Raw genomic sequence first — 25,388 nt, 5'->3', positions numbered from 1 at the left:
TGTTATTAAGTTGTCATTAAAGTTAAAATGTTATAAATAAGACATGGAAAAACATAGAAGGAGTGCTAGAAATCAGCACAAAAAATTACGAAAAATAGTACTCTTAGGACTCACGATGATTGCTATTTTTGGCGCAGGGAAAATTATGGAAATGGGTGTAAAAGCAGTGCAGGCCTCAACGATTAAATTGGTCAGTAAATCTGCACAAACTTATGCTTATTCGGGGGAAAGTAAGCTTTATGGCCTTCAAAAAATCAAGGGCAGTACTTATTATTTTGACAAATCCACTGGCGCTATGAAAACGGGTTTCATGACCCTGAACGGTGGGACGGTATATTTTAGTCCCAAAACAGGAAAAATGCTCTATGGTCTGCAAAAAATTGGGGGTTATACTTACTATTTCACCAAGAAAAATGGTACTGATGATGTCATAAAAGCCTATGAGGCAGTGGCTGGATCGCTGAAATCTGATAACACAGTGATTGAAAAAACAATTGCAGCTGGGTTAAAATTGGTCGGCGAGAGTCCTTACGTTTATGGTGGTGGCAGAACGGATGCTTCTGTGGCGAAAAATGAATTTGACTGCTCAAGTTTCATTGCACAGATGTATCGCTTGGGCGGGCAATCCTTGGTCTATCAGTTCGCCGCTTCAACGACACTACTGGCTCAAACTGGGACTGCGGAAACTTGGGCAAATAAAGGGCGTGGAGATTTGTTGATTACGCCAGATGACGCGAGTGAAAATGAACAACACGCAGCCATTTATTTGGGTGATGGCTTTATACTGCACGACTCGACAAGCACCGACGGGGTTAGTATTAGTCGGCTTAATCAAGTCATTAACCGCAAAGTTTTGGGGAATATGACTTGGGAGCAGCTCTTTGAAAATGGTAATGTTCGCCGTGAAGTTTAAAAATTTTATGGATAAAAAAAGTTGCTGACTATTTTGTCAGTAACTTTTCGTATCTAAAAGATTTTATTTCACAAATTGTGCGTAGCGCAAGTCATAGAGCATGGCAGAATTATATTCAGAAACGCCTTTGAGCTCTGGATTAAGGAGGACGGGTTTGGCTTGAGTGTCCAGCGGATTGAGATTAGCGGCTTGGTAGAGCTGGCTTTCAGCTTCTTTGTAGTCGGCGTAGCGCTTTTCATCATTCATGATATCAGGCATGGTCGTTGCAGCTTGATAGGCTTTGTCGTAGGCGGCGTTACTGATACGACCGTTATTGAGGGGGCTGCCCGTAATAAAGTTCATCAAGAAATCGGATGGCTCGTTGTAATCTGCACCCCAGCTGGACAAGATGATTTCAAAGTTGTTGTTTTGTGCATCTTTGAGCCGTTGTGCTTTAGGGACAAGATTTTCCTTGACAGTCAAGCCGGGCAAGTTTTTAGACAAGCTAGCTGTCAAATAATTTACAGCTGTCTTGTGATAAGTGTCGTCGCTATCGCCTTCAAGGGTCAAAGTCAGGGATGTTTTACCAATCTCTTTTAATCCTTCTTTGAATAATTCAGCTGCATTTTTTGCATCAAAAGCATAAGGTTGCGCAGCATATTTAGCAAAATCTTCGCCATTTGGAGCCTTATCTAAACCACTTGGTGTGACCGTATTGGCTACTGTGAAATAAGGGGCTGCCGTTTCCAGCAAACCTTTGCGATTGGTTGCCAGATTGAGTGCTTGGCGGATTTTGAGATTATTCAATGCAGGGACTTTGCCAGATTGATTGTATTCCAGAACGTCCACACGGGGGGCAGGAAGGATTTTATAGCCTTTGGTAGATTTGTAAGTTGAGACCAGTTGAGGGGTGTCAAGAATGGCCATATCCAGCTTACCTTGCTTGTAAAGTTGTGCGGCGGTGTTATTCTCCGTGATGACTTGATAAGTAATCCCTTTGGCTTTGACATTTTTGGCGTCATAAAAATTCGGATTTTTGACTAAGCTGAAAGTTTTATTTGAACCTGTCCAGCCTTTAGAACCCTTAGCAAAAATGAAAGCTCCGTTATAAAGTGTCTTGTCAGAGTTTGTTCCATAAGCTTTACCATATTTTTCAACAAATTTTTGGTTGAGAGGATAGTAAGCTTGCACCGTCATCAATTTTTCGAAATATGGCGTCGGTGCCGCAAGAGTAATGACGAGTTTGTGAGCATTGATAGCTTTGATTCCCAAGTCAGAAAGTGGTTTTTTGCCAGCTATGATCTCGGTGGCATTTTTGACTGGAGCCAAGAATGAGGCGTATTGTGAGCCAGTTTTTGGATCAACTGTCCGTTGCCAGCCGTAAACGAAATCTTTAGCCGTCAAGCTGTCGCCATTGGACCATTTCAATCCGTCGCGCAATTGAACCGTATAAGTCAAACCATCTTTAGAAATATCAATTGATTTGGCAAGGTCATTGACGACTTGAGCATTTTTGTCAAAGCGCACCAGTCCAGCTTGGACATTGAGTAAGGTGTCAATCGAATTGACATCGGCGGCAAGGCTTGAGTCTAAAGTCAAGACGTCGGAGTTCAAGCTATATTGAATATTGCGTGAACTTGAAGAACTTGTCCCAGAGCTTGCACAAGCCGTCAGCAAAACAGTAGCGGACAGGGAGAGCCCAGCAAGAGTAGCAATTTTTAATTTATTCATTTTATCAATCTTTCTAAAATATTGATTTGTTATCGGTTACGATTCTAGCAGAAAATTTAGGAAATTGAAAAGAAATAATACGTGAATTTTCACACAAAAATTTCAGAAAAAACAAATCCGTCAGTAAATTCTCTACAAAAAATCACTAACTAAAATCCGTCAGCGATTTTTCTAAGCCAAATTTATTTTCGTCAGTAAATTCTCTCATCAATTGAACATCCGTCAGTAAATTCTCTAGCTAAATTTCTTATTTTTCGCTCTCAAAATCATACAAAACAGTTGATAAATAGCGTTCCCCATTATCTGCCGCCAGTGCCAGTACTTTTTTGCCCTTGCCCAGTTTTTTCGCCACTTGCAAGGCCGCATAAATCGCAGCACCAGAGGAAATACCAACCAAGAAGCCTTCTTTTCCACCAATATGGCGAGCAGTCAAAATCGCATCATCACCTTTGACCCGAATCACTTCGTCGTAAGCCTCAGTGTCCAAATTTCCCGGAATAAAACCTGCAGAAATCCCTTGAATTTTGTGCGGGCCAGCAGCTTCACCAGAGAGAATCGCAGATTCATCAGCTTCAACAACGTAAGTTTTGACCGCTGAATTAACTTTTTTGAGCGCATGAGAAACCCCTGTAATTGTTCCCCCTGTACCCGCACCAGCCACGAAAGCGTCAAGTCCTGTTGGGCCAAAAGCCTCAATAATTTCAGCACCGGTTGTTTTTTCGTGAATTTCTGGATTTGCTGGATTTTCAAATTGCATAGCAAGGAAATAACCTTTTTCATCACGTAAAGCTTCTGCTTTGGCAATTGCTCCTTTCATTCCCTCAGCCGCCGGAGTCAAGACCAATTCAGCACCATAAGCTTGAATCAATTTACGACGTTCAATTGAGAACGATTCAGGCATTACAATAACCACCTTGTAACCCAAGGCAGAACCCACAAAAGCAAGTCCGATGCCTGTATTTCCAGAAGTTGGCTCAACAATTGTCCCACCAGCTTGCAAGCGGCCATCAGCCTCAGCAGCACGAATCATAGCCAGCGCAATCCGGTCTTTAACCGAGCCACCAGGATTGAAAGCTTCCAATTTGACATACACATCGGCGCTGTCTTCTGGAACGTGTTGCAATTTAACGATAGGGGTTTGTCCGATTAATTCCGTAATGTTTTCATAAATCTTAGCCATTTCAAATACCTCACTTTATTCTCTCTCCATTATAAAATGAAAAACTAAAATTTGTCTATAAATATGCCCTATCATTGACCTAAAAAATTTTTATAACAACAGGAAGCCTAAAAAAGACATAAAACGCTTTACATTTCATCAAAAAATTTTTATACTAATAATAATCACAAAAAACATGGCTTGCACTAATTTATTTCAAGTCACACGACTTTACCCCAAAAAAAGAGGAATTTTTAATGAAAGCTAAACATAAATTTGCCCTAGGAGCGTCCATTGTCGCTCTCGCAAGCTTAGGAGGAATCACAGCCCAAGCTTCATCAGTTCAAGAAATTATCAATGCTGCTGTCCCTGTTGCCAATGATTACGGTCTTTATCCGTCGGTCATGATTGCTCAGGGAATTTTAGAGTCTAGCGGCGGCCAAAGCGCACTTGCGAGCAATTATAATAATATCTTTGGCGTTAAATACAGCTCAGGAACACCTGTATATCTCCCAACTCAAGAATATCTTGATGGAGTGATGACCAATGTCGTTGAACCCTTTCAAGCCTATGGCTCAGTCTATGAAGCTTGTCTAGCTCAAGCTCAACTTTTGCGCGGCTCATCTTATTACTCAGGAGCTTGGCGAGAAAATACCAGTTCTTATCTTGATGCCACAGCTTGGCTGCAAGGACGTTATGCAACCGATCCAGGCTACGCTGCAAAATTAAACAGTATTATTTATGAACTTGGTTTGAGCGCTTATGACCAAGGGGCTGCCGTTTCCACTACAACGACCACAACTACAACGACAAGCAGCAGTAGCTCAACAGGAACTTATACTGTTAAAGAAGGCGATTCACTTTCGGCAATTGCAGCTCAATATGGAACAAGTGTTTCAGCACTTGTGTCACTCAATGGCTTGAGCGATGCAAATGCTATTCATGTCGGTCAAAATTTGCAAGTCTCAGGTTCAAACAGTAGCAATTTAACCACGACCACTACAACAAGCAGCAGTTCTGCAGGAAATTCTTACACTGTCCAAGCTGGCGATAGCTTTTATTCAATTGCTGAACATTTTGGAGTTAGTGTCAAGTCACTTCTTGCCGCTAATGGCATCTCAGATTTAAATTCTTTATTGCAAGTTGGGCAAAATCTACAAATTAGTGCTTCAAGCAATTCAAACGCAAGTACAACCAGCTCAGCAGGGACTTACACTGTTCAAAACGGCGACAGCCTTTACTCAATTGCGACAGCTAACGGGATGACCGCCGATCAACTAGCCGCCATCAATGGTTTTGGCGTAAGTCAAGTCATTCATCCAGGTCAAACCATCCAACTTTAAACAATAAAAAAATTACTGACATAAGTCAGTAATTTTTTTTATCAGAAAAATGGATTTGTTCTTTTTTCAGCACCAATCGTGCTACTTGGCCCATGTCCAGGGAAAATCTGAAATTCATCAGGCAAGCTAAACAGTTGTTGGCGGATAGATTGGAGCAATTGTTCGTGATTTCCCGTTGGTAAATCCCAACGTCCAATCGTATTTTTGAAAAGCGCATCCCCCGTAAAAACATAAGTCCCCTCAGATTGAGCAAAACATAAGCTCACCCCGCCAATCGAGTGACCAGGCGTTGCAAGAACAGAAAATTTAAACCCGCCCAAATCGTAAGTTTTCCCCATTTCATAAAAGTAATTAGTAGCCGGTGCTGTGACTGGCTTGCCAAGAAGCAATAAAGATGCATTCAGCTCAGGAGTTGATAACCACTCTTTTTCAAGCTCATTTACATAAACCGGGGCAGCAGGGAAGGCCTTTTTTAGCGCTTCTAAGCCCATGATGTGATCAAAGTGAGCATGAGTCAACAAAATGGCACACAAAGGCTTATTCAAGCGCTCAATAGCCTCCAGAAGGACAGCGGGCTCGCTTCCTGGATCAATAATCAGGCAAAAAGACGAATTACTCAGGAGATAAGTATTCTCCTGAGCAATTTGATTTGTTATTTTTTCAATTTTCATCTCAACCACCATTTGCTGAAGATGGAGTAATCGTTTGACCAGAGCTGTCCGTCTTAACCAAAGCCGTTCCTTGTTGAGTCAAACCTGTTGGCATAGACCAAGGTTTCACAGTTGAAGGATCAGGATAAAATTGAGACATCATGGATGAAAAGACTTTAGTAGCAATCCGAGTGCTGGTGCCGTAGATTGGTGTCATCCGCTTCGTATAACCTGTCCAAACAGCCATTGAATAATTTGGCGTATAACCAACGAAATTTTCGTCTGGTGAGACCATGCCTGGCAAATTACCATATTCTTCTGTAATTTGATCCATTTCAGCATCAGTATAATTAGAAGTTCCCGTTTTACCAGCAGCAGGTAAACCAGGGACAGCGGCGTAAGAGCCAACCGATTGTGATAGGGGCAAGGTCAACACTCCTTGAAGGATATCAGTCATGATATAAGCTGTTGAAGCTTGCATTGCTTGTGAACGTTGGGGCTTATACTCTACGACGCGACCGTCAGGATAAACAAGCTTAGAAACATAGTAAGGCTTGGTATAGATACCATTGTTGGAGAAAGCAGCATAGGCTGCAGCCATTTTTTCTGAGCTAGCTCCGTATTTATTTCCAGTATTTTTATCTTGATCTTCGGCTGGAATAGTCGGGTAGCTAGAAATGGCGTTGGAATATTGCTCATCACCAAGGTCGATTCCCAAGCCATTTGCAAATTTACTTGAATTTTGAAGTCCAACACTAATCAAAGTTTTCACTGCTGGAATGTTACGTGATAATTGAAGGGCATTTTTTACAGTCATTGCGCCCATATAGTTGTTGTCCCAGTTTTTCAGTGGTGTTCCGTCTGGATAGGTAGTTGGTAGATCTGTTATTGTATTGTTAGTTGAAGTATAGATGTTATTTTCAAAAGCAGGAGCATAATCGACGATTGGCTTCATCGTTGAACCCCAGTCGCGGTCAGTTTGAACCGCTTGATTAGTCCCGAAGGTAACATCAGCCGGTTGATTTCGTCCACCAACTTGAGCGACAACTGCTCCCGTTTGAACGTTGACGACCGTTGAAGCAACTTGTAGTGAATCATCAGGATAAGTCACATAATCATTTGTATTGATGATGTTGTAAAGGTTTTGTTGCGCTGCAGGATCTAAAGTTGTATAGATTTTCACCCCTTGCGTTAAAATATCTTCGCCAGCAATCGTTTGAGCTTGAGCTAAAGCTTCCTTGAGGAAGTTGTCGGCGTAGGCTGGAATATTGGCACTTTGTTGCAAAGGTTGAAGCCCGTCTTCAATCGGAGTATCAAGCGCCGCTTTTTGTTCGGCTGCTGTGATTTTGCCATAGCGGAACATGGCGTTAATGACCATATCCCGTCGCCATTTTGCTGAAGTTGGGTTGGTGTAAGGGTTGTAAGTATTAGGTGCTTGAGGCATTCCAGCGAGTAAAGCCAGTTGAGCAATGGAAAGTTCTGTTAAATTCTTTCCATAATAAGCTTGGGCAGCTGTTCCCATACCATAGTAACCATTTGCCATATTGACTTTGTTGACATAAGCGGTGAAAATTTGTTCTTTGGTCCATTTTTGGTCCAATTGTAGCGCCATCCACGCTTCTTGAATTTTAACGCTTAAGGTTTGGTCTGTCTTATCAGTTGAAAAGAATGACAGTTTGATTAACTGCATATCAAGGGTTGAACCACCGTTGAGTGATCCCCCTTTGACATTATTGAGAAATGCGCCAGCAATCCGAATCGGGTCAATTCCGCGAGTATTGAAAAAGCGATGGTCTTCGATAGAAGTGACGGCGTTAACCAACATCACGGGAATATTATTCGTTTGAACAAGATTACGCTGCTCTGAACCCAAGGTTGCAACCAACTGATCGTTTGCTGCATAGACCTTTGGTGAAGGAAGGGACTGTAGTTTCGTTAGTTCTAATTTTGGAGCATCTTTAGCATGGTAAACAAAGACAGCGCCTCCCGCAGCAAGAACTAAAATGATAGCTGAAAAAATGAAGATTAGGAGCAATTTTACAGCAGTCCATAAACGAGATTTAGCCGAATGTCGTTTCATTTTCTTGCTTTGGGTTACCTTTTTTGTATTCTTAGATTTCTTAGAAATTTTGATGTACCTCACAAAGTTTTTTTACAATCTCCAGATAAGGTATTCTGGGAATTTGATTGGTTTCTATTTTATAACCTTTTTCACGAATGTAGCTGAGTGGGATGGACTTTAGCCCTTGCTTTTCTCGATAAAAATGAATGAGAGAAGAGGCAGGAAGAAGATAAGTTTCATTCAAAGCTGCAAAATGTAAAAGGACAAATGCGATGCCGGCTTGTGCAAGGACATTTGTCATGTGAACAATTTGATGTTCATGAAAATTTTTCAAGGGGAATGACGTTTTTTGCTGTGTTTCTTTAGCTTCAAAGTCAATGTAACGTCCTTGATAAACACCTGAATAGTCGGTCGTTGAAGCCTGTCTAAAGTAAGCTTCGGTAATTTTTGCCCGACTTCGTTTGGGATAATCTACTCTGACAATCTGAATTGGTGTCGGTTTTTTATGAACGACAGCCAAACCGTGCGAAAGATAGTAGTCATTTGTAGCGTTGATTTCTTCTTCAAAATTCATGCCCCGTTTTCCAAATACAGCAGCACTTTTGGTGCTGCTGCCCGTTTTTAGTGGAGTTGCCTTTTGTGGCAGCAAATTTTGTTGAGAAGAAGTGAGATAAGGATGACTTCTTCCATTAGGGTAATTGACCATTTTTTCTTGTCCCTTTATTAACTTTTCAGATAGTTATATAATATTATTATATCATATTTTTTATAAGGGGAAAATTTTTATGAATTCACTGCTTATCATGGGTTATACGAGCTTTGATTTAGGCATTTTTGATGAAAAAGACTTGAAAGTTTCGGTTATCAAAAAAGCGGTCAAAAATCGACTGATTGGTTTCTTAGAAGAAGGGGTTGAGTGGTTGATTTTCACAGGTAATCTTGGCTTTGAATATTGGGCGTTAGAGGTAGCCAAAACATTGCAAAAAGACTATGAATTTAAAATTGGTACAATTTTTGCTTTTGAAACGCAGGGGCAAAATTGGAACGAAGCCAATCAGCTGAAACTAGCGGCTTTCAAGGAGGTAGACTTTGTTAAATATGCTTATGAAACTTATGAAAATGCGAGTCAATTTCGTCAGTACAATGATTTCTTGTTAGAAAATACAGCAGGTGCTTTTATTTTTTATGATGAAGAAAATGTGACAAAATTAAAATATATGGTGGAAAAAATGAGAAATACAGCCACTTATGAGCTTTTTTTCTTAGATTTTGAAGACTTACAAGACACTTTTGAGGAGATGAACGAGTAATTTTTGTCATGAAAATTATTTGATGAATAAATACCCACTTTTTTTGCGTCAGTAATTTTGGTATAATATTTTCAGAGGTAAAATAAGTTTCGTCAGTTAGACGACAGACAAATTTTGCTGATAAAATTGAAAAGAATAGGAAATAAGACTGTGATCGATTTATATTTGTCGCCTTCATGCACAAGTTGCCGAAAAGCGCGGGCGTGGTTGCAGAGCCACAAAGTGCCCTTTGTAGAACACAACATTTTGACCCAACCAATGACAGCAGCTGATTTACGTCATATTTTGACAAAAACTGAAAATGGAACAGAAGACATCATTTCGACACGGTCAAAAGTATTTCAAAAATTGGCTGTGGACGTTGATAGCTTGACCATCAATGAGCTCCTTGAACTCGTTACTGAATTTCCAAATCTTTTACGCCGTCCAATTATTACAGATTCGAAGCATTTGCAGATTGGCTTTAACGAGGACGAAATTCGCGCATTTTTGCCCCGTGAATATCGCCGTGCTGAGATGCTCAGCGCAATGGAATATTAAAAATTGCCAGAGAAATCACTGACGTAAATTTTCGTCAGCAAAATCTCTGATAAAAATAAAAAAGCAGCAGAAAAAATGCTGACGGATTTTCCGTCAGTAAAAAAAGTGCTGACAAAAGATAAAAAACTGAGGAAAAATGAAAGAAAATTACACTTATCCTCTTGATTTGAACTGGAGTACTGCTGAAATGACAGAAGTACTCTCTTTTTTCAGTCAAGTTGAAAAATTTTATGAAAGTAAAGTTGAAAAAGAAGTTTTTCTAACTGCCTACGCCACTTTCAAAAAAGTAGTACCGTCAAAAATGCAAGAAAAACAATTAGGACGTGACTTTGAAGCAAGTAGCGGTTATTCACTTTACCGTGCGCTCAAGGAGGTACAGGCCAGTGAAAAACGATTTGTCAGTGCTCAGAAGGCTTGAATTAGCAAAAGATTGGGTTCGTGATGCTGGAAATTTTCTCAAGGAAAACTTGGCAGAACCAGTAGAAATCACAGAAAAGACGCGTTATGACGACCTCGTCACTAACTTTGACCACGAAGTTCAAGAAAAATTAGTCAAAAATATTTTTCATCATTTTCCAAATGACAAGATTTTGGCTGAAGAAGATGAAGAAAAAATCAAATTTAGCAAAGAATTACCTCATCTGTGGATAATTGATCCGATTGACGGGACGACCAATTTCATTGTTCAAAAAGATAATTTTGCGATAATGCTGGCCTATTATGAATTTGGCGTGGGTAAGTTTGGTTTGATTCTTGATGTGATGAAAGATAAACTTTATTGGTGCGACAGTCACAAAGCCTTTTGTAACCAAAAAGAGTTAGAATTCAAGCCACACAAACTAAAACATAGCTTACTTGGTGTCAATAGCCATATGTATCGTACCAATTCTGGTGGCCTTCAAGATTTGAGTAGCCATACCCTTGGTGTGCGTATTGTAGGAAGCGCTGGAATCAGTTATACCCAACTTTTAGAAGGAAAAATTACAGCGTATTTCAGCAATCTTCAGCCTTGGGATTATGCAGCGGGCAGTATTATCGCTGAAAGAATCGGTTATATTACATTGAATTTAGCAGGAGAAAAACCACAGTTTAACTGTCGAGAGAAGGTTTTCACAGCACCGAAAACCCTCATTTCTGAAATTCAAAAATACATCAAAAGTTAATCAAACCGAAAAAAAATAGCAAACCACTTCGTTCTTTTATGCTATAATTTAGAAATACAAAAAAGAAAAATAGGATACTAAGCAAAATGGATAAAATTATCGTCAAAGGTGGTCAAACAAAACTCCAAGGTGAAGTTGAGATTGAAGGGGCAAAAAATGCGGTTCTTCCGCTTCTCGCTGCTACCTTGCTCGCCAGTGAAGGTGAAGTTGTTCTCCGTAACGTCCCTATTTTGAGTGATGTTTTCATGATGAATAACTTGGTTGATTACCTTGGGGTCGACATCACATTTGATCAAAATAAAAAAGAAATCCTTGCTCAAGCAGGAGCTGCCATTGAAACAAAAGCGCCTTATGAGTACGTCAGCAAAATGCGCGCCTCAATCGTTGTAATGGGACCAATTTTAGCACGCAATGGTCAGGCTCGTGTTTCAATGCCAGGTGGCTGCTCAATCGGTTCGCGCCCCATTGACCTTCATTTGCGTGGTTTTGAACAAATGGGAGCGAAGATTACCCAAAATGCTGGCTATATCGAAGCTAAAGCAGACAAATTAAAAGGTGCTCACATTTATTTGGACTTCCCCTCTGTTGGAGCAACCCAAAATCTGATGTTGGCAGCAACCTTAGCCGAAGGAACAACAACTTTGGAAAATGCAGCCCGTGAACCAGAAATCGTTGACCTAGCAAACCTGTTAAACAAAATGGGAGCAAATGTCAAAGGTGCTGGAACTGATTCCATTATCATCAAAGGAGTCGAAAAAATGCACGGAGCACGCCACGCTGTTGTTCAAGACCGGATTGAAGCGGGAACATTCATGGTTGCCGCAGCTATGACTCAAGGAAATGTCTTAGTCAAAGACGCCATTGCCGAACATAATCGTCCCTTGATTTCAAAACTTGGAGAAATGGGTGTTAATTTTGTTCAAGAAGAAGCAGGCTTGCGCGTTATTGGCCCAGATAAACTCAAAGCAACGACAGTCAAAACAATGCCTCATCCAGGCTTTCCCACAGATATGCAGTCGCAAATGACCGCAGCTCAAGCCGTCGCTCAAGGCGAATCAGTAATGGTAGAAACCGTCTTTGAAAATCGTTTCCAACACCTTGAAGAAATGCGTCGTATGGGATTAGAAGTAGACATCACAAGAAATACAGCCCTCATTCAAGGAAATTCAAACTTGCAAGGAGCAGCCGTAAAATCAACTGATTTACGTGCCAGTGCAGCTTTGATTCTTTTAGGACTTGTTGCTCAAGGACAAACCATAGTAAGAAAACTCAACCATTTGGATCGTGGTTATTACAAATTCCACGAAAAACTCAAAGCCCTCGGTGCTACCATTGAGCGCGTGTTTGATGAAGACGGAGAAGAAGGTTAATGTTTAAAAGAACCGTAAAATTTTTGGGAATGAGAGTATCACTTATTCTTCTTGTCGCAATTTTATTGGTCGCAGCAGCAGTTTTAGGACTCATCGTAGGTTATGGTTTTTTAGGTGGAGGTAATCCCTCGCATATCTTTAAGCATGAATTATGGAAAGAAGTCCTTGATAAACTCAATCCAAGCAAATAAAAAGAAGCTCGATTTTAGTCAAAGTCGAGCTTCTTTCATACAATTTTTTAAAAATATGAAATCTCTTATCTAAGAAACGCATTTTCCTAGCTAAAAAAGCAAGAAATACTTGAAATATAGCGTGTTTTATGCTAACCTTGAGAGGTATGAATTTCTGAGCATTTGCTCAAAATAAGGAGAAAAAAATGACTGTAAGTTTTGAAAAAACTAGTGATACTAAAGGTACACTCTCATTTTCAATCGATCAAGAAACAATTAAAAAAGGGCTTGACAAAGCTTTCAATAAAGTAAAAGCTAACATCAGCGTTCCTGGTTTCCGTAAAGGCAAAATCAACCGTCAAATGTTCAACAAAATGTATGGTGAAGAAGCACTCTATGAAGAAGCATTGAACGCAGTTCTTCCTGAAGCTTACGATGCAGCAGTTAAAGAAGCAGCTATTGAACCAGTTGCTCAACCAAAAATCGACGTAGCAAAAATGGAAAAAGGTTCTGACTGGGAATTGACAGCTGAAGTTGTTGTAAAACCAACAGTAACACTTGGCGACTATAAAGAACTCGCAGTTGAAGTTGAAGCAACAAAAGAAGTTTCAGACGAAGAAGTTGAAACACGCTTGACAAATGCTCAAAGCAACTTGGCAGAACTCGTTGTTAAAGAAGCAGCGGCAGAAAATGGCGACACAGTTGTTATTGACTTTGTTGGTTCAGTTGATGGCGTTGAATTCGAAGGCGGAAAAGGTTCAAACCATAGCCTCGAACTTGGTTCAGGCCAATTCATCCCAGGTTTTGAAGAACAACTTGTTGGTTCAAAAGCTGGTGAAACAGTAGAAGTTAAAGTAACATTCCCAGAAAACTACCAAGCAGAAGATCTTGCTGGTAAAGAAGCACTTTTTGTCACAACAGTTAATGAAGTTAAAGCAAAAGAATTGCCAGAACTTGACGATGAACTTGCTAAAGACATCGACGAAGAAGTAGAAACTCTTGCAGAACTCAAAGAAAAATTCCGCAAAGAGCTTGAAGCATCAAAAGCAGAAGCTTATGATGATGCAGTAGAAACAGCCGCTATTGAAGCAGCAGTAGCTAACGCAGAAATCAAAGAAATTCCAGAAGAAATGATTCACGATGAAGTACATCGTGCAATGAACGAATTCCTTGGCGGAATGCAACAACAAGGAATTTCTCCAGAAATGTACTTCCAAATCACAGGTACAACTGAAGACGAACTTCACAAACAATACGAATCAGATGCTGACAAACGTGTTCGTACAAACCTTGTCGTAGAAGCTATTGCAGCAGCTGAAAACTTCACAACTTCAGACGAAGAAGTGAAAGCTGAAATTGAAGATCTTGCTGGTCAATACAATATGCCAGTAGAAGAAGTTGCAAAACTTTTGCCAGTTGATATGCTCAAACATGATATTGCAATGAAAAAAGCAGTAGAAATCATCGCTTCAACAGCAACAGTAAAATAATGAATAATAAAAAAACGGCTTATGCCGTTTTTTTTCAGTTAAACTTTACTGACCAGGCTGTTAGTGAAGTTTTTGATGAAATTTCATCAAAAAAGCTTTTCATAATCTCAAAAAAGAGCTATAATAAATCTAAATCAAAAAGAAAGCTAGCTTTCTCTGTTCCACAGGAACAGAGAAGACTTGTAGGCAATGCTGATGAAAAAATCCACTTTAGCAGCCACTTTAACGACTGCATCATTTCTCTCCATAGGAGTTGCATTAAATGCTCAAGCAGCTACTGCTCATGCAGGAACTCAAACAGTCTATCGCGATTATAACAACCAAAACGGGGATCATCTCTATACCTCTAGCCATTATGAATGGACTCAAGTAGGTGTTCACACCTACGGCTGGCAAGAAGATAGCGTAACCTTTACAGAACCTACCACTGGTGGAAACATTTATCGTGTTTATAATCCAATTTCAGGTGAACACTTTCTGTGACCCCATCGGCTTACGAAAAAAATAGCCTCGTATCAATAGGTTGGCGTTATGAAGGCATCAGCTTCCATTCTGGCGGAACTACACCTGTATATCGTCTCTATAATCCTAATGCCACCAATTCTGGTGGTCACCTCTACATAGCTTCAGCTTATGAAAAATCACAACTTCAAAAAGTAGGATGGAAATATGAGGGAATTGCATGGTATGCAATTAGCTCTGAAAATGCTGAAACACAAGACAATGTTGTATCAAGTAACCCTTCAAGCAACACAACTGGAAATGTTGGTCCCCCTGGACATTTGACACCGCAAGAACAGGCAGGATTAGCTGGCGAAGATGCTGGTGGAAACTATAATGGTATGTATTCTAATCTATTTAACTAAAAAATTGAACCAACATAAAGGATTTTTGGTCCATTCCGTTTACTATTTTAGCTGTCAATTATTCGGACGACTTTTTCCATATTTTGTCAAAATGAATTGGTATTCGAATAGTACTAAAAGACATTTCTTTAAATTCAAACTCTTCTTTCTAAATGCTTAACAACTTATCCAATTCTTCTTTTGGAAAAACCGTAATAGGTAAAGTACCAATTTCTTTATACTAACAAATAATGAAATCCCTGATTAATGATCAAGGATTTATTTTCTATAGTAAAAGTATAGCTACTTAAAAACCCAACAACCACGCGGTTTACGAACACTCTGATGAAAAAACATTCAAAAATCACATTTAATCCTTGACAAAGGGAGGGGGTTTGATAGAATATAATAGTTGTCGCAAGAGACGAGGGTCTTGAAGCGAGCTAGACCATTGAAAACTGAATAAAGAAGAATGACTCATGTGATGTCGAAAGACATCAAAAAATCTGTCAATCAATAATGAAAGACAAGCCAGTCACATTAGTGTGACTTAAATACTTTATTTGAGAGTTTGATCCTGGCTCAGGACGAACGCTGGCGGCGTGCCTAATACATGCAAGTTGAGCGATGCGGTTTGGTGCTTGCACTAAACCAAAGAGCAGCGAACGGGTGAGTAACGCGTGGGAAATCTGCCTTTGAGCGGGGGACAACATTTGGAAACGAATGCTAATACCGCATAACAGCTAGGGACACATGTTCTAAGCTTGAAAGAAACAATTGTTTCACTCAAAGATGATCCCGCGTTGTATTAGCTAGTTGGTGAGGTAAAGGCTCACCAAGGCGATGATACATAGCCGACCTGAGAGGGTGATCGGCCACATTGGGACTGAGACACGGCCCAAACTCCTACGGGAGGCAGCAGTAGGGAATCTTCGGCAATGGACGAAAGTCTGACCGAGCAACGCCGCGTGAGTGAAGAAGGTTTTCGGATCGTAAAACTCTGTTGTGAGAGAAGAACGACGAGGAGAGTGGAAAGCTCCTCGTGTGACGGTATCTCACCAGAAAGGGACGGCTAACTACGTGCCAGCAGCCGCGGTAATACGTAGGTCCCGAGCGTTGTCCGGATTTATTGGGCGTAAAGCGAGCGCAGGTGGTTTATTAAGTCTGGTGTAAAAGGCAGTGGCTCAACCATTGTATGCATTGGAAACTGGTAGACTTGAGTGCAGGAGAGGAGAGTGGAATTCCATGTGTAGCGGTGAAATGCGTAGATATATGGAGGAACACCGGTGGCGAAAGCGGCTCTCTGGCCTGTAACTGACACTGAGGCTCGAAAGCGTGGGGAGCAAACAGGATTAGATACCCTGGTAGTCCACGCCGTAAACGATGAGTGCTAGATGTAGGGAGCTATAAGTTCTCTGTATCGCAGCTAACGCAATAAGCACTCCGCCTGGGGAGTACGACCGCAAGGTTGAAACTCAAAGGAATTGACGGGGGCCCGCACAAGCGGTGGAGCATGTGGTTTAATTCGAAGCAACGCGAAGAACCTTACCAGGTCTTGACATACTCGTGCTATTCCTAGAGATAGGAAGTTCCTTCGGGACACGGGATACAGGTGGTGCATGGTTGTCGTCAGCTCGTGTCGTGAGATGTTGGGTTAAGTCCCGCAACGAGCGCAACCCCTATTGTTAGTTGCCATCATTAAGTTGGGCACTCTAACGAGACTGCCGGTGATAAACCGGAGGAAGGTGGGGATGACGTCAAATCATCATGCCCCTTATGACCTGGGCTACACACGTGCTACAATGGATGGTACAACGAGTCGCGAGACAGTGATGTTTAGCTAATCTCTTAAAACCATTCTCAGTTCGGATTGTAGGCTGCAACTCGCCTACATGAAGTCGGAATCGCTAGTAATCGCGGATCAGCACGCCGCGGTGAATACGTTCCCGGGCCTTGTACACACCGCCCGTCACACCACGGGAGTTGGGAGTACCCGAAGTTGGTTGCCTAACCGCAAGGAGGGCGCTACCTAAGGTAAGACCGATGACTGGGGTGAAGTCGTAACAAGGTAGCCGTATCGGAAGGTGCGGCTGGATCACCTCCTTTCTAAGGAATATATACAAAGACGTGAGCATTCAACTTTATTCAGTTTTGAGGGGTTTAGTAGAAAACCTATACAAGAATCAATTTCTTGATTGTGGGGCCTTAGCTCAGCTGGGAGAGCGCCTGCTTTGCACGCAGGAGGTCAGCGGTTCGATCCCGCTAGGCTCCATTGTCAGACAAGACGTTAAAATCACTTGAACATTGAAAACTAAATAACAATATCTAATAACGATAAAATAAACCAAAAGCTGTGAATTTTAAAGAATTTACAAACTTATACTTGAAAAAAGATGATTAAATTCATCATGGCAAAGTTAATAAGGGCGCACGGTGGATGCCTTGGCACTAAGAGCCGAAGAAGGACGTGACTAACGACGATATTCGAGGGGGAGCAGTAAGTACGCATTGATCCCTCGGTCTCCGAATGGGGAAACCCAGCTGCTACTAGCAGTTATCCGTAAGTGAATACATAGCTTACGTGAAGGTAACGCAGAGAACTGAAACATCTAAGTACCTGCAGGAAGAGAAAGTAAAAACGATTTCGTAAGTAGCGGCGAGCGAACGCGAAGAAGGGCAAACCAAGAAGCTTGCTTCTTGGGGTTGTAGGACTGCAACGTGGACTTAAGCATTATAGTCGAATAACCTGGGAAGGTTAATCAAAGAGGGTAATAATCCCGTAGACGAAATAGCGCTTATACCTAGCAGTATCCTGAGTAGGGCTGGACACGCGAAATCCAGTTTGAATCCGGGAGGACCATCTCCCAACCCTAAATACTCCTTAGTGACCGATAGTGAACCAGTACCGTGAGGGAAAGGTGAAAAGAACCCCGTGAGGGGAGTGAAATAGCACCTGAAACCGTGTGCCTACAAGAAGTTCGAGCCCGTTAATGGGTGAGAGCGTGCCTTTTGTAGAATGAACCGGCGAGTTATGTTATGATGCGAGGTTAAGTTGAAGAGACGGAGCCGTAGCGAAAGCGAGTCTGAATAGGGCGCTTTAGTATCATGATGTAGACCCGAAACCTAGTGACCTATCCATGAGCAGGGTGAAGGTGTGGTAAGACACACTGGAGGCCCGAACCAGGACACGTTGAAAAGTGTTTGGATGACTTGTGGATAGCGGAGAAATTCCAAACGAACTGGGAGATAGCTGGTTCTCTCCGAAATAGCTTTAGGGCTAGCGTCGAAATGTAAGTGTATTGGAGGTAGAGCACTGTTTGGGTGAGGGGTCCATCTCGGATTACCAATCTCAGATAAACTCCGAATGCTAATACACATGTTCGGCAGTCAGACTGCGAGTGCTAAGATCCGTAGTCGAAAGGGAAACAGCCCAGACCAACAGCTAAGGTCCCAAAATATATGTTAAGTGGAAAAGGATGTGGGGTTGCACAGACAACTAGGATGTTAGCTCAGAAGCAGCTATCATTCAAAGAGTGCGTAATAGCTCACTAGTCGAGTGACCCTGCGCCGAAAATGTACCGGGGCTAAACATATTACCGAAGCTTTGGATTGATTTTAAATCAATGGTAGGAGAGCGTTCTTAACCGCGATGAAGGTATACCGTGAGGAGTGCTGGAGCGTTAAGAAGTGAGAATGCCGGTATGAGTAGCGCAAGATAAGTGAGAATCTTATCCACCGTAAGACTAAGGTTTCCAGGGGAAGGCTCGTCCGCCCTGGGTTAGTCGGGACCTAAGGCGAGGCCGAAAGGCGTAGTCGATGGACAACTGGTTGATATTCCAGTACTAGATATGATCGTGATGGAGGGACGCAGTAGGCTAACGGATGCCAGTTAATGGATTCTGGTCTAAGCAGTGAGGTGTGAGATGTGTCAAATGCATGTTTCTCTAACATTGAGCTGTGATGGGGAAGCAACTACGGTTGCGAACTCCGTGATGTCACACTGCCAAGAAAAGCTTCTAGCGTAAAGTCATATCTACCCGTACCGCAAACCGACACAGGTAGTCGAGGCGAGTAGCCTCAGGTGATCGAGAGAACTCTCGTTAAGGAACTCGGCAAAATAGCCCCGTAACTTCGGGAGAAGGGGTGCTGGTGTAACAGCCAGCCGCAGTGAATAGGCCCAAGCAACTGTTTATCAAAAACACAGCTCTCTGCTAAACCGCAAGGTGATGTATAGGGGGTGACGCCTGCCCGGTGCTGGAAGGTTAAGAGGAGGTGTTAGCGTAAGCGAAGCACTGAATTGAAGCCCCAGTAAACGGCGGCCGTAACTATAACGGTCCTAAGGTAGCGAAATTCCTTGTCGGGTAAGTTCCGACCCGCACGAAAGGCGTAATGATTTGGGCACTGTCTCAACGAGAGACTCGGTGAAATTTTAGTACCTGTGAAGATGCAGGTTACCCGCGACAGGACGGAAAGACCCCATGGAGCTTTACTGTAGTTTGATATTGAGTACCTGTAAGTCATGTACAGGATAGGTAGGAGCCATTGAAATCAGGACGCTAGTTTTGATTGAGGCGCTGTTGGGATACTACCCTTGACTTATGGTTACTCTAACCCGCTGGCATAATCGGCCAGGGAGACAGTGTCTGACGGACAGTTTGACTGGGGCGGTCGCCTCCTAAAGAGTAACGGAGGCGCTCAAAGGTTGGCTCAGATTGGTTGGAAATCAATCGTAGAGTGTAAAGGTAAAAGCCAGCTTGACTGCGAGAGCTACAACTCGAGCAGGTAGGAAACTAGGACTTAGTGATCCGGTGGTACCGCATGGAAGGGCCATCGCTCAACGGATAAAAGCTACCCTGGGGATAACAGGCTTATCTCCCCCAAGAGTTCACATCGACGGGGAGGTTTGGCACCTCGATGTCGGCTCGTCGCATCCTGGGGCTGTAGTCGGTCCCAAGGGTTGGGCTGTTCGCCCATTAAAGCGGCACGCGAGCTGGGTTCAGAACGTCGTGAGACAGTTCGGTCCCTATCCGTCGCGGGCGTAGGTAATTTGAGAGGATCTGTCCTTAGTACGAGAGGACCGGGATGGACTTACCGCTGGTGTACCAGTTGTCTCGCCAGAGGCACGGCTGGATAGCTATGTAGGGAAGGGATAAGCGCTGAAAGCATCTAAGTGCGAAGCCCACCTCAAGATGAGATTACCCATTCGTAAGAATTAAGAGCCCAGAGAGATGATCTGGTAGATAGGCTGGAAGTGGAAGCCCTGTGAGGGGTGTAGCGGACCAGTACTAATCGCTCGAGGACTTTACCAAAAGAGTCAAATATAAAAAGCTTAAGGTTAAGCGTTAGAAGAAGTGTTATTTAGTTTTGAATGTTCAAAGTAACATTTAAAGATTTGGTCATCATAGTGATGGAGATACACCTGTTCCCATGTCGAACACAGCAGTTAAGTCCATCTACGGCGGAAGTACTTGGGGGTTGCCCCCTGGGAGATAGGCTCGTGGCCAAGTTTATGGGAGTTTAGCTCAGCTGGGAGAGCATCTGCCTTACAAGCAGAGGGTCAGCGGTTCGATCCCGTTAACTCCCATAGGTTGTTTCAGCCTTTAATTGAAAAAAAGGTTCCGTAGTGTAGCGGTTATCACGTCGCCCTGTCACGGCGAAGATCGCGGGTTCGATTCCCGTCGGAACCGTTAGCGTAGCTCTTAGTGCTTTAGCAGTTAGAGATAGGCTATGCAAGAAATAGAATATTTCTTGTGAACAATAGACTCGTTAGCTCAGTTGGTAGAGCATTTGACTTTTAATCAAAGGGTCGCTGGTTCGAGCCCAGCACGGGTCATAATCCTAGCGGATGTGGCGGAATTGGCAGACGCACTAGATTTAGGATCTAGCGCTTAACGGCGTGGGGGTTCAAGTCCCTTCATCCGCATCTTAGGTATTACTGGTTTCATTCTTGAGAATGGGACGAGGAAATCCAATGAGCCGACTTAGCTCAGTTGGTAGAGCATCTGATTTGTAATCAGAGGGTCGCGTGTTCGAATCATGTAGTCGGCATTGTCGAAAGACAGAAAAGGTATTGCGAACGTAGTTCAGGGGTAGAACACAACCTTGCCATGGTTGGGGTCGCGAGTTCGAATCTCGTCGTTCGCTTAACTAGAACTTCTAGTTTAAATATTTATTGTTATATTGCAGGCGTGGCTCAACTGGATAGAGTACCTGACTACGAATCAGGCGGTTGTAGGTTCGAATCCTACCGCTTGCATATAACGGGAAGTAGCTCAGCTTGGTAGAGTACTTGGTTTGGGACCAAGGTGTCGCAGGTTCGAATCCTGTCTTCCCGATTAGTAAGATTTTCTTACTTTGACTTAATTGTCAAAATGGCGGTGTAGCTCAGCTGGCTAGAGCGTTCGGTTCATACCCGAGAGGTCGGGGGTTCGATCCCCTTCGCCGCTATAATTTATCAGCTGGATCTTTAGCTCAGTTGGTTAGAGCTATCGGCTCATAACCGATCGGTCGCTGGTTCGAGTCCAGCAAGATCCATCTTTGGCTCGGTAGCTCAGTTGGTAGAGCAATGGATTGAAGCTCCATGTGTCGGCGGTTCGATTCCGTCTCGCGCCATAGTAGCTTAAGAGCTATGCGGATGTAGTTTAATGGTAGAACCCCAGCCTTCCAAGCTGGCTACGCGAGTTCGATTCTCGTCATCCGCTTTATTTATATTTTGGGAGTTTAGCTCAGTTGGTTAGAGCACTGTGTTGATAACGCAGGGGTCCCAGGTTCGAATCCTGGAATTCCCATAATGGGTACATTGGTATCTATTCATTGTTAATAAGCCTGTGGGGGGTTACTCAAGAGGCTGAAGAGGACGGTTTGCTAAATCGTTAGGTCGGGAAACCGGCGCGAGGGTTCGAATCCCTTACCCCCCTTTGTTTGACGTCTATTGGTTAATAGGCGTCTTTTGGACTTTAAAGAAATGTATTTTAGGAGGTGTGAGTCTCTGAATGGTATGGCACTGGTTAAATCTGCATTATTTGACCAGTAATAAATGTTGTTAATTGAGTTTAGAAAGGAGCGGAAGATGGCTGTTTTAAGTACTGAACAAGTTAACGAACTTAAAGGGGCTGTGAATATTGCGGATTTAATTTCGCAGTATGTTGCCTTGTCGAGAAATGGGAAAAATTTTCTGGGGCTTTGCCCATTTCATGGGGAAAAGACGCCTTCTTTCAATGTAAATGCCGAAAAAGGATTTTATCATTGTTTTGGTTGTGGTAAGTCTGGGGATGCAATTGAATTTTTAAAGGAATATAAGCAGATTGGCTTTGTTGATGCAATTAAGGAATTGGCTGATTTTGCTGGTGTTCAACTCGATTTAGATGAACAAAAAAGTAGAGATGATCATCCTAATTCACCCTTGTATGAGATTCACAATCAGGCTGCTCGTTTATATAATACGCTACTGATGTCCACAGAATTAGGCGAACGTGCTCGTGAATATCTTGCGCAAAGGGGTATTTCCGCGGAGCTAATCAAGAACTTTAATATTGGTTTGGCGCCAGAAGAAGATGACTTTATTTACAAAAATTTATCAAGTAAGTTTGAAGAAGAAGTTCTTGCCACTTCGGGTCTTTTTCATTTTTCTAATCGGAAGGTATTTGATGCTTTTATCAATCGAATTATGTTCCCTATTACAAATGAGTATGGGCAAACGATTGGTTTTTCTGGACGTAAATGGCAGGAAAATGATGAGGCGAAGGCGAAATATGTGAACACTTCGGCGACGACAATTTTTGATAAGTCTTATGAGCTTTGGAATTTAGATAAGGCTAGAGCGACGATTGCTAAACAGCGGGAAGTTTATCTGATGGAAGGCTTTATGGATGTTATTGCGGCTTATAAATCAGGCATTAACAATGCAGTTGCTTCTATGGGAACAGCTTTGACGGAAAAACACGTCCGGCGGTTGAAACAAATTGCTAAAAATTTCGTATTAGTTTATGATGGCGATTCAGCGGGACAAAATGCAATTCACAAAGCTTTGAGTCTGATTGGTGAAGAAAAAGTTCAGATTGTAAAAATACCTGAAGGGCTTGACCCAGATGAGTACTCTAAAACTTACGGATCAGCGAGTCTAGCGACGCTGATGGAATCTGGACGCATTCAGCCCATTGAGTTTTTAATTGATTTTCTACGGCCGGCTAATTTGAGTAATTTGCAGGTGCAGTTAGACTTCATTGAACAGATCGCACCAATGATTACACGCGTGCCGTCAATTACAGCTCAGGATGCTTACATAAGGAAATTAGTTGAGATTTTGCCTGATTTCGAGTATAATCAAGTGGAGCGTGCTGTAAATTCGCGGCGGGAGAATATGAAAATTACTGACGAAAATTCCGTCAGCAATTTCTCTGAGTCAAATGTGGTCAACGCTTTTGCTGACGAAATTGATTTTGATCAGTTAGAAAAGTCAATGCCTTCGAGCTTTGACGGATCATACTTTGATGAACTTGTTCAGCCTGTTGCCCAGGGGCAGAAATCAACGCTTTCCCAAGGAATGCAACAGCTTCCCTCGCTTCCTCAGTTGTCTCGCTCGGAACGCGCAGAGGAGCAATTGCTTCATCGGATGATTTATCATTCAGCTGTTTTGAAAAAGTTTGCCGAAGACGAGAATTTTCGTTTTGTGCATAAGCGCTATCAAGATTTATTTGATAAAATTTTGCTAGAGGCAATGGCTTATGAGCAAATTGATGAAACACATTTGGCAGCTGAGTTATCAGATGAGGAGCGAGGCTTATTTTATCAAATCATTAGTTTAGATTTACCCGAAGCAGCATCAAGTCAGGAAATCAACGACTTAGTTTCCGTTTTTTCTAAAGAAATGGAACAAATAAAATTTGAAGAGTTATTCCAGCAGCTTGAGGTTGCCCAAAAATCTGGGAATAAGGAACGCGAGCTGGAATTAACACTAAAAATTATAAATCAAAAGAAAAAATTATGATATTTTTCTATTGCTGACAAGCTTGTTGGAAGGATTCATCAGTAAAATTTACTGACGAATTTGTAAAAAAAGTTTCGTCAGTAAAGGTAACCATTGAGGAGGGTTGAATTGGCAGGAAATAAGAAAAGAATTAGTCAAATTGCGAAGGAAACAGGAGTTCAAAACCGATTGTTAGTAGAGAAAGCGCAAGAAATTGGCTTACTTGTAAAATCACACTCCAGTTCTGTTGGACCTGGTGAAGAACGCCGACTTCTCGATGCTTTGGGTGTCAAACCTGTAGTTGTGGAAAAAATGGCAACGGCTGGGACTCTGGCGAAAGTTGAAGTGAAGGAAAATGGCGATATTTTTGACATGAAAGCTTTTGAAAAAGCAGTCAAGGATTATATTGCTAAACGCAAACCACTTGGTGAAGCGCTTGATGTCGAAATCATGGATGAGCTCTCAGTGAAATTTGGTATTGTTGATGATTCACTTGAAGATTTATTCAAGCAAATTCAAGATGCTGGGATTTCGATTGTTGATAAAGACGGGAATCCAAGTCCTCTTGCGCTTGTGACTGATGAAGTGGAACAAGAAGAAGTTTCTGATACGGCCATGGATGAAATCGTTACAAATGTTCGTATTGATGATCCTGTCCGGATGTATCTTAAAGAAATTGGACGTTATCCATTGATTTCACTTGATGAAGAAACAAAACTTGCAGAAGCGATTATTGCGGGTGGCGAAGAAGCTGAATTTGCTAAGCAAATGCTTGCCGAAGCCAATTTGCGTTTGGTTGTTTCTATTGCGAAGCGTTATTCTGGACGCGGAATGCAATTTTTGGATTTGATTCAAGAAGGAAATATGGGCTTGATGAAAGCTGTAGACAAGTTTGACCACACGAAAGGTTTCAAATTCTCTACTTATGCGACATGGTGGATTCGTCAAGCCATTACACGTGCCATTGCTGACCAAGCGCGTACGATTCGTATTCCAGTGCATATGGTTGAAACAATCAATAAACTCATTCGGGTACAACGTAATCTTTTGCAAGATTTAGGACGCGATCCTTCACCAGAAGAAATCGGAAAAGAATTGCACATGGCACCAGATAAAGTGCGTGAAGTGCTGAAAATTGCACAAGAACCAGTATCGCTTGAAACACCTATCGGTGAAGAAGATGACTCACATTTGGGTGATTTCATTGAAGACGATGTGATTGAATCACCAGTAGATTACACTAACCGCGTGCTTTTGCGTGAGCAATTGGATGAAGTAATGGATACACTTACTGACCGTGAAGAAAATGTCTTGCGGATGCGTTTTGGTCTTGATGATGGACGGATGCACACTTTGGAAGATGTCGGCAAACAGTTCAAAGTAACACGTGAGCGGATTCGTCAAATCGAAGCCAAAGCAATCAAAAAATTGCGTCACCCACGTCGTTCAAAACCACTACGTGATTTCATGTAATATAAAAACTTACTGATTGTTTATCAGTAAGTTTTTTTCTTACAAAAAATCAAAAGACTTGCTAATTTATTGGAAAATGATTATAATAAATTTATCAATGGTCAAATTTGGTCAAACTTTTTATTTTAAAGACGAGGTATGATTTATTGATTCTTTCAATTTGATGTAAAATAAAAGTAAATGGTACAATTGCTTTGTGATAAAAAGGATTACATCGGAGTTGAA

General features: G+C 42.0%; 18 protein-coding genes, 15 tRNA genes and 3 rRNA genes. 31 read left to right on the top strand and 5 right to left on the bottom strand.

Annotated elements, in window-relative coordinates:
• Positions 1-43 precede the first annotated feature (43 nt).
• On the top strand, positions 44-913 hold the full coding sequence (locus EQJ87_RS04485; RefSeq protein ID WP_130123519.1) for a C40 family peptidase: 870 nt from the start codon (positions 44-46) through the stop codon (positions 911-913).
• Positions 914-976: 63 nt separating this feature from the next.
• On the opposite strand, the gene EQJ87_RS04480 is transcribed toward EQJ87_RS04485, so the two are convergent.
• Complete coding sequence (locus tag EQJ87_RS04480) at positions 977-2,623, bottom strand: peptide ABC transporter substrate-binding protein (RefSeq protein WP_130123518.1); 1,647 nt, start codon at positions 2,621-2,623, stop codon at positions 977-979.
• A 247-nt stretch (positions 2,624-2,870) separates the two neighbouring features.
• Entirely contained in the window at positions 2,871-3,803 is a 933-nt protein-coding gene (gene cysK, locus EQJ87_RS04475) for a cysteine synthase A (RefSeq protein WP_130123517.1), read from the bottom strand.
• A gap of 236 nt (positions 3,804-4,039) precedes the next feature.
• Here cysK and EQJ87_RS04470 point away from each other — a divergent pair, with 236 nt between their 5' ends.
• Entirely contained in the window at positions 4,040-5,125 is a 1,086-nt protein-coding gene (locus tag EQJ87_RS04470; protein WP_130123516.1) for a LysM peptidoglycan-binding domain-containing protein, read from the top strand.
• Positions 5,126-5,166: 41 nt separating this feature from the next.
• On the opposite strand, the gene EQJ87_RS04465 is transcribed toward EQJ87_RS04470, so the two are convergent.
• The 3 genes from EQJ87_RS04465 to recU are packed head-to-tail and all read right to left on the bottom strand — an operon-like array spanning position 5,167 to position 8,543.
• Entirely contained in the window at positions 5,167-5,796 is a 630-nt protein-coding gene (locus EQJ87_RS04465) for an MBL fold metallo-hydrolase (protein WP_130123515.1), read from the bottom strand.
• 1 nt (position 5,797) lies between these two features.
• The gene (locus EQJ87_RS04460; RefSeq protein ID WP_130123514.1) at positions 5,798-7,855 is read right to left on the bottom strand and encodes a transglycosylase domain-containing protein; all 2,058 of its coding nucleotides are present in this window, start codon (positions 7,853-7,855) and stop codon (positions 5,798-5,800) included.
• 40 nt (positions 7,856-7,895) lie between these two features.
• A complete protein-coding gene (gene recU / locus EQJ87_RS04455; RefSeq protein WP_130123513.1) occupies positions 7,896-8,543 on the bottom strand; it encodes a Holliday junction resolvase RecU in 648 nt (215 codons plus the stop codon).
• A gap of 79 nt (positions 8,544-8,622) precedes the next feature.
• Here recU and EQJ87_RS04450 point away from each other — a divergent pair, with 79 nt between their 5' ends.
• From EQJ87_RS04450 to rpoD, 29 genes are all read left to right on the top strand, one after another.
• Positions 8,623-9,147, top strand: coding sequence for a DUF1273 domain-containing protein (locus EQJ87_RS04450; RefSeq protein ID WP_130123512.1), 525 nt, complete (start codon positions 8,623-8,625; stop codon positions 9,145-9,147).
• 150 nt (positions 9,148-9,297) lie between these two features.
• The gene (gene spx, locus EQJ87_RS04445; protein WP_130123511.1) at positions 9,298-9,687 is read left to right on the top strand and encodes a transcriptional regulator Spx; all 390 of its coding nucleotides are present in this window, start codon (positions 9,298-9,300) and stop codon (positions 9,685-9,687) included.
• A gap of 136 nt (positions 9,688-9,823) precedes the next feature.
• The gene (locus EQJ87_RS04440) at positions 9,824-10,105 is read left to right on the top strand and encodes a UPF0223 family protein (protein WP_130123510.1); all 282 of its coding nucleotides are present in this window, start codon (positions 9,824-9,826) and stop codon (positions 10,103-10,105) included.
• Positions 10,071-10,850: an inositol monophosphatase family protein gene (locus EQJ87_RS04435; protein WP_223804499.1), complete on the top strand. Its 780-nt coding sequence runs from the start codon at positions 10,071-10,073 to the stop codon at positions 10,848-10,850. The genes EQJ87_RS04440 and EQJ87_RS04435 overlap by 35 nt, the downstream gene beginning before the upstream one ends.
• Before the next feature lie 86 nt (positions 10,851-10,936).
• A complete protein-coding gene (murA, locus tag EQJ87_RS04430; protein ID WP_130123509.1) occupies positions 10,937-12,220 on the top strand; it encodes a UDP-N-acetylglucosamine 1-carboxyvinyltransferase in 1,284 nt (427 codons plus the stop codon).
• Positions 12,220-12,411 (top strand): DNA-directed RNA polymerase subunit beta, encoded by a 192-nt coding sequence (locus EQJ87_RS04425; protein ID WP_130123508.1) that lies wholly within the window; start codon positions 12,220-12,222, stop codon positions 12,409-12,411. Before murA ends, EQJ87_RS04425 begins: the two co-directional genes overlap by 1 nt.
• A 185-nt stretch (positions 12,412-12,596) precedes the next feature.
• Positions 12,597-13,880, top strand: a complete 1,284-nt coding sequence (tig, locus tag EQJ87_RS04420) for a trigger factor (RefSeq protein ID WP_130123507.1) — start codon at positions 12,597-12,599, stop codon at positions 13,878-13,880.
• Between the two features lie 195 nt (positions 13,881-14,075).
• The gene (locus EQJ87_RS04415) at positions 14,076-14,363 is read left to right on the top strand and encodes a hypothetical protein (protein WP_130123506.1); all 288 of its coding nucleotides are present in this window, start codon (positions 14,076-14,078) and stop codon (positions 14,361-14,363) included.
• Entirely contained in the window at positions 14,360-14,746 is a 387-nt protein-coding gene (locus EQJ87_RS04410; protein ID WP_130123505.1) for a hypothetical protein, read from the top strand. Before EQJ87_RS04415 ends, EQJ87_RS04410 begins: the two co-directional genes overlap by 4 nt.
• Positions 14,747-15,284: 538 nt before the next feature.
• Positions 15,285-16,831, top strand: a 16S ribosomal RNA gene (locus tag EQJ87_RS04405).
• Between the two features lie 93 nt (positions 16,832-16,924).
• Positions 16,925-16,997, top strand: a tRNA-Ala gene (locus EQJ87_RS04400).
• A gap of 138 nt (positions 16,998-17,135) precedes the next feature.
• A 23S ribosomal RNA gene (locus EQJ87_RS04395) occupies positions 17,136-20,034 on the top strand.
• An 82-nt stretch (positions 20,035-20,116) separates the two neighbouring features.
• Positions 20,117-20,232 (top strand): 5S ribosomal RNA (rrf, locus tag EQJ87_RS04390).
• The 16S, 23S and 5S rRNA genes sit together here with 15 tRNA genes alongside, the layout of an rRNA operon.
• Before the next feature lie 4 nt (positions 20,233-20,236).
• Positions 20,237-20,309: transfer RNA gene (locus tag EQJ87_RS04385), tRNA-Val, on the top strand.
• 30 nt (positions 20,310-20,339) lie between these two features.
• A tRNA-Asp gene (locus tag EQJ87_RS04380) sits at positions 20,340-20,412 on the top strand.
• Positions 20,413-20,485: 73 nt separating this feature from the next.
• Positions 20,486-20,558 (top strand) — tRNA-Lys (locus tag EQJ87_RS04375).
• Positions 20,559-20,566: 8 nt separating this feature from the next.
• Positions 20,567-20,648: transfer RNA gene (locus tag EQJ87_RS04370), tRNA-Leu, on the top strand.
• A 52-nt stretch (positions 20,649-20,700) separates the two neighbouring features.
• Positions 20,701-20,773, top strand: a tRNA-Thr gene (locus tag EQJ87_RS04365).
• Between the two features lie 24 nt (positions 20,774-20,797).
• Positions 20,798-20,869: transfer RNA gene (locus tag EQJ87_RS04360), tRNA-Gly, on the top strand.
• Between the two features lie 38 nt (positions 20,870-20,907).
• A tRNA-Arg gene (locus EQJ87_RS04355) sits at positions 20,908-20,981 on the top strand.
• A 5-nt stretch (positions 20,982-20,986) separates the two neighbouring features.
• A tRNA-Pro gene (locus EQJ87_RS04350) sits at positions 20,987-21,060 on the top strand.
• Between the two features lie 38 nt (positions 21,061-21,098).
• Positions 21,099-21,172: transfer RNA gene (locus tag EQJ87_RS04345), tRNA-Met, on the top strand.
• A 13-nt stretch (positions 21,173-21,185) separates the two neighbouring features.
• Positions 21,186-21,259, top strand: a tRNA-Ile gene (locus tag EQJ87_RS04340).
• Positions 21,260-21,264: 5 nt separating this feature from the next.
• Positions 21,265-21,337: transfer RNA gene (locus tag EQJ87_RS04335), tRNA-Phe, on the top strand.
• An 18-nt stretch (positions 21,338-21,355) separates the two neighbouring features.
• Positions 21,356-21,426 (top strand) — tRNA-Gly (locus EQJ87_RS04330).
• 13 nt (positions 21,427-21,439) lie between these two features.
• Positions 21,440-21,513, top strand: a tRNA-Ile gene (locus EQJ87_RS04325).
• 41 nt (positions 21,514-21,554) lie between these two features.
• Positions 21,555-21,642: transfer RNA gene (locus EQJ87_RS04320), tRNA-Ser, on the top strand.
• A gap of 152 nt (positions 21,643-21,794) precedes the next feature.
• On the top strand, positions 21,795-23,711 hold the full coding sequence (gene dnaG, locus EQJ87_RS04315; RefSeq protein ID WP_130123504.1) for a DNA primase: 1,917 nt from the start codon (positions 21,795-21,797) through the stop codon (positions 23,709-23,711).
• Between the two features lie 108 nt (positions 23,712-23,819).
• On the top strand, positions 23,820-25,163 hold the full coding sequence (gene rpoD / locus EQJ87_RS04310; protein ID WP_130123503.1) for an RNA polymerase sigma factor RpoD: 1,344 nt from the start codon (positions 23,820-23,822) through the stop codon (positions 25,161-25,163).
• Positions 25,164-25,388 lie beyond the last annotated feature (225 nt).

This window comes from Lactococcus sp. S-13 (assembly GCF_004210295.1).
In the GTDB taxonomy this organism is placed as follows: Bacteria; Bacillota; Bacilli; order Lactobacillales; family Streptococcaceae; genus Lactococcus.
Note: the sequence above shows the minus strand (reverse complement) of the source record. Positions and strands in the feature narration are given on the sequence as shown.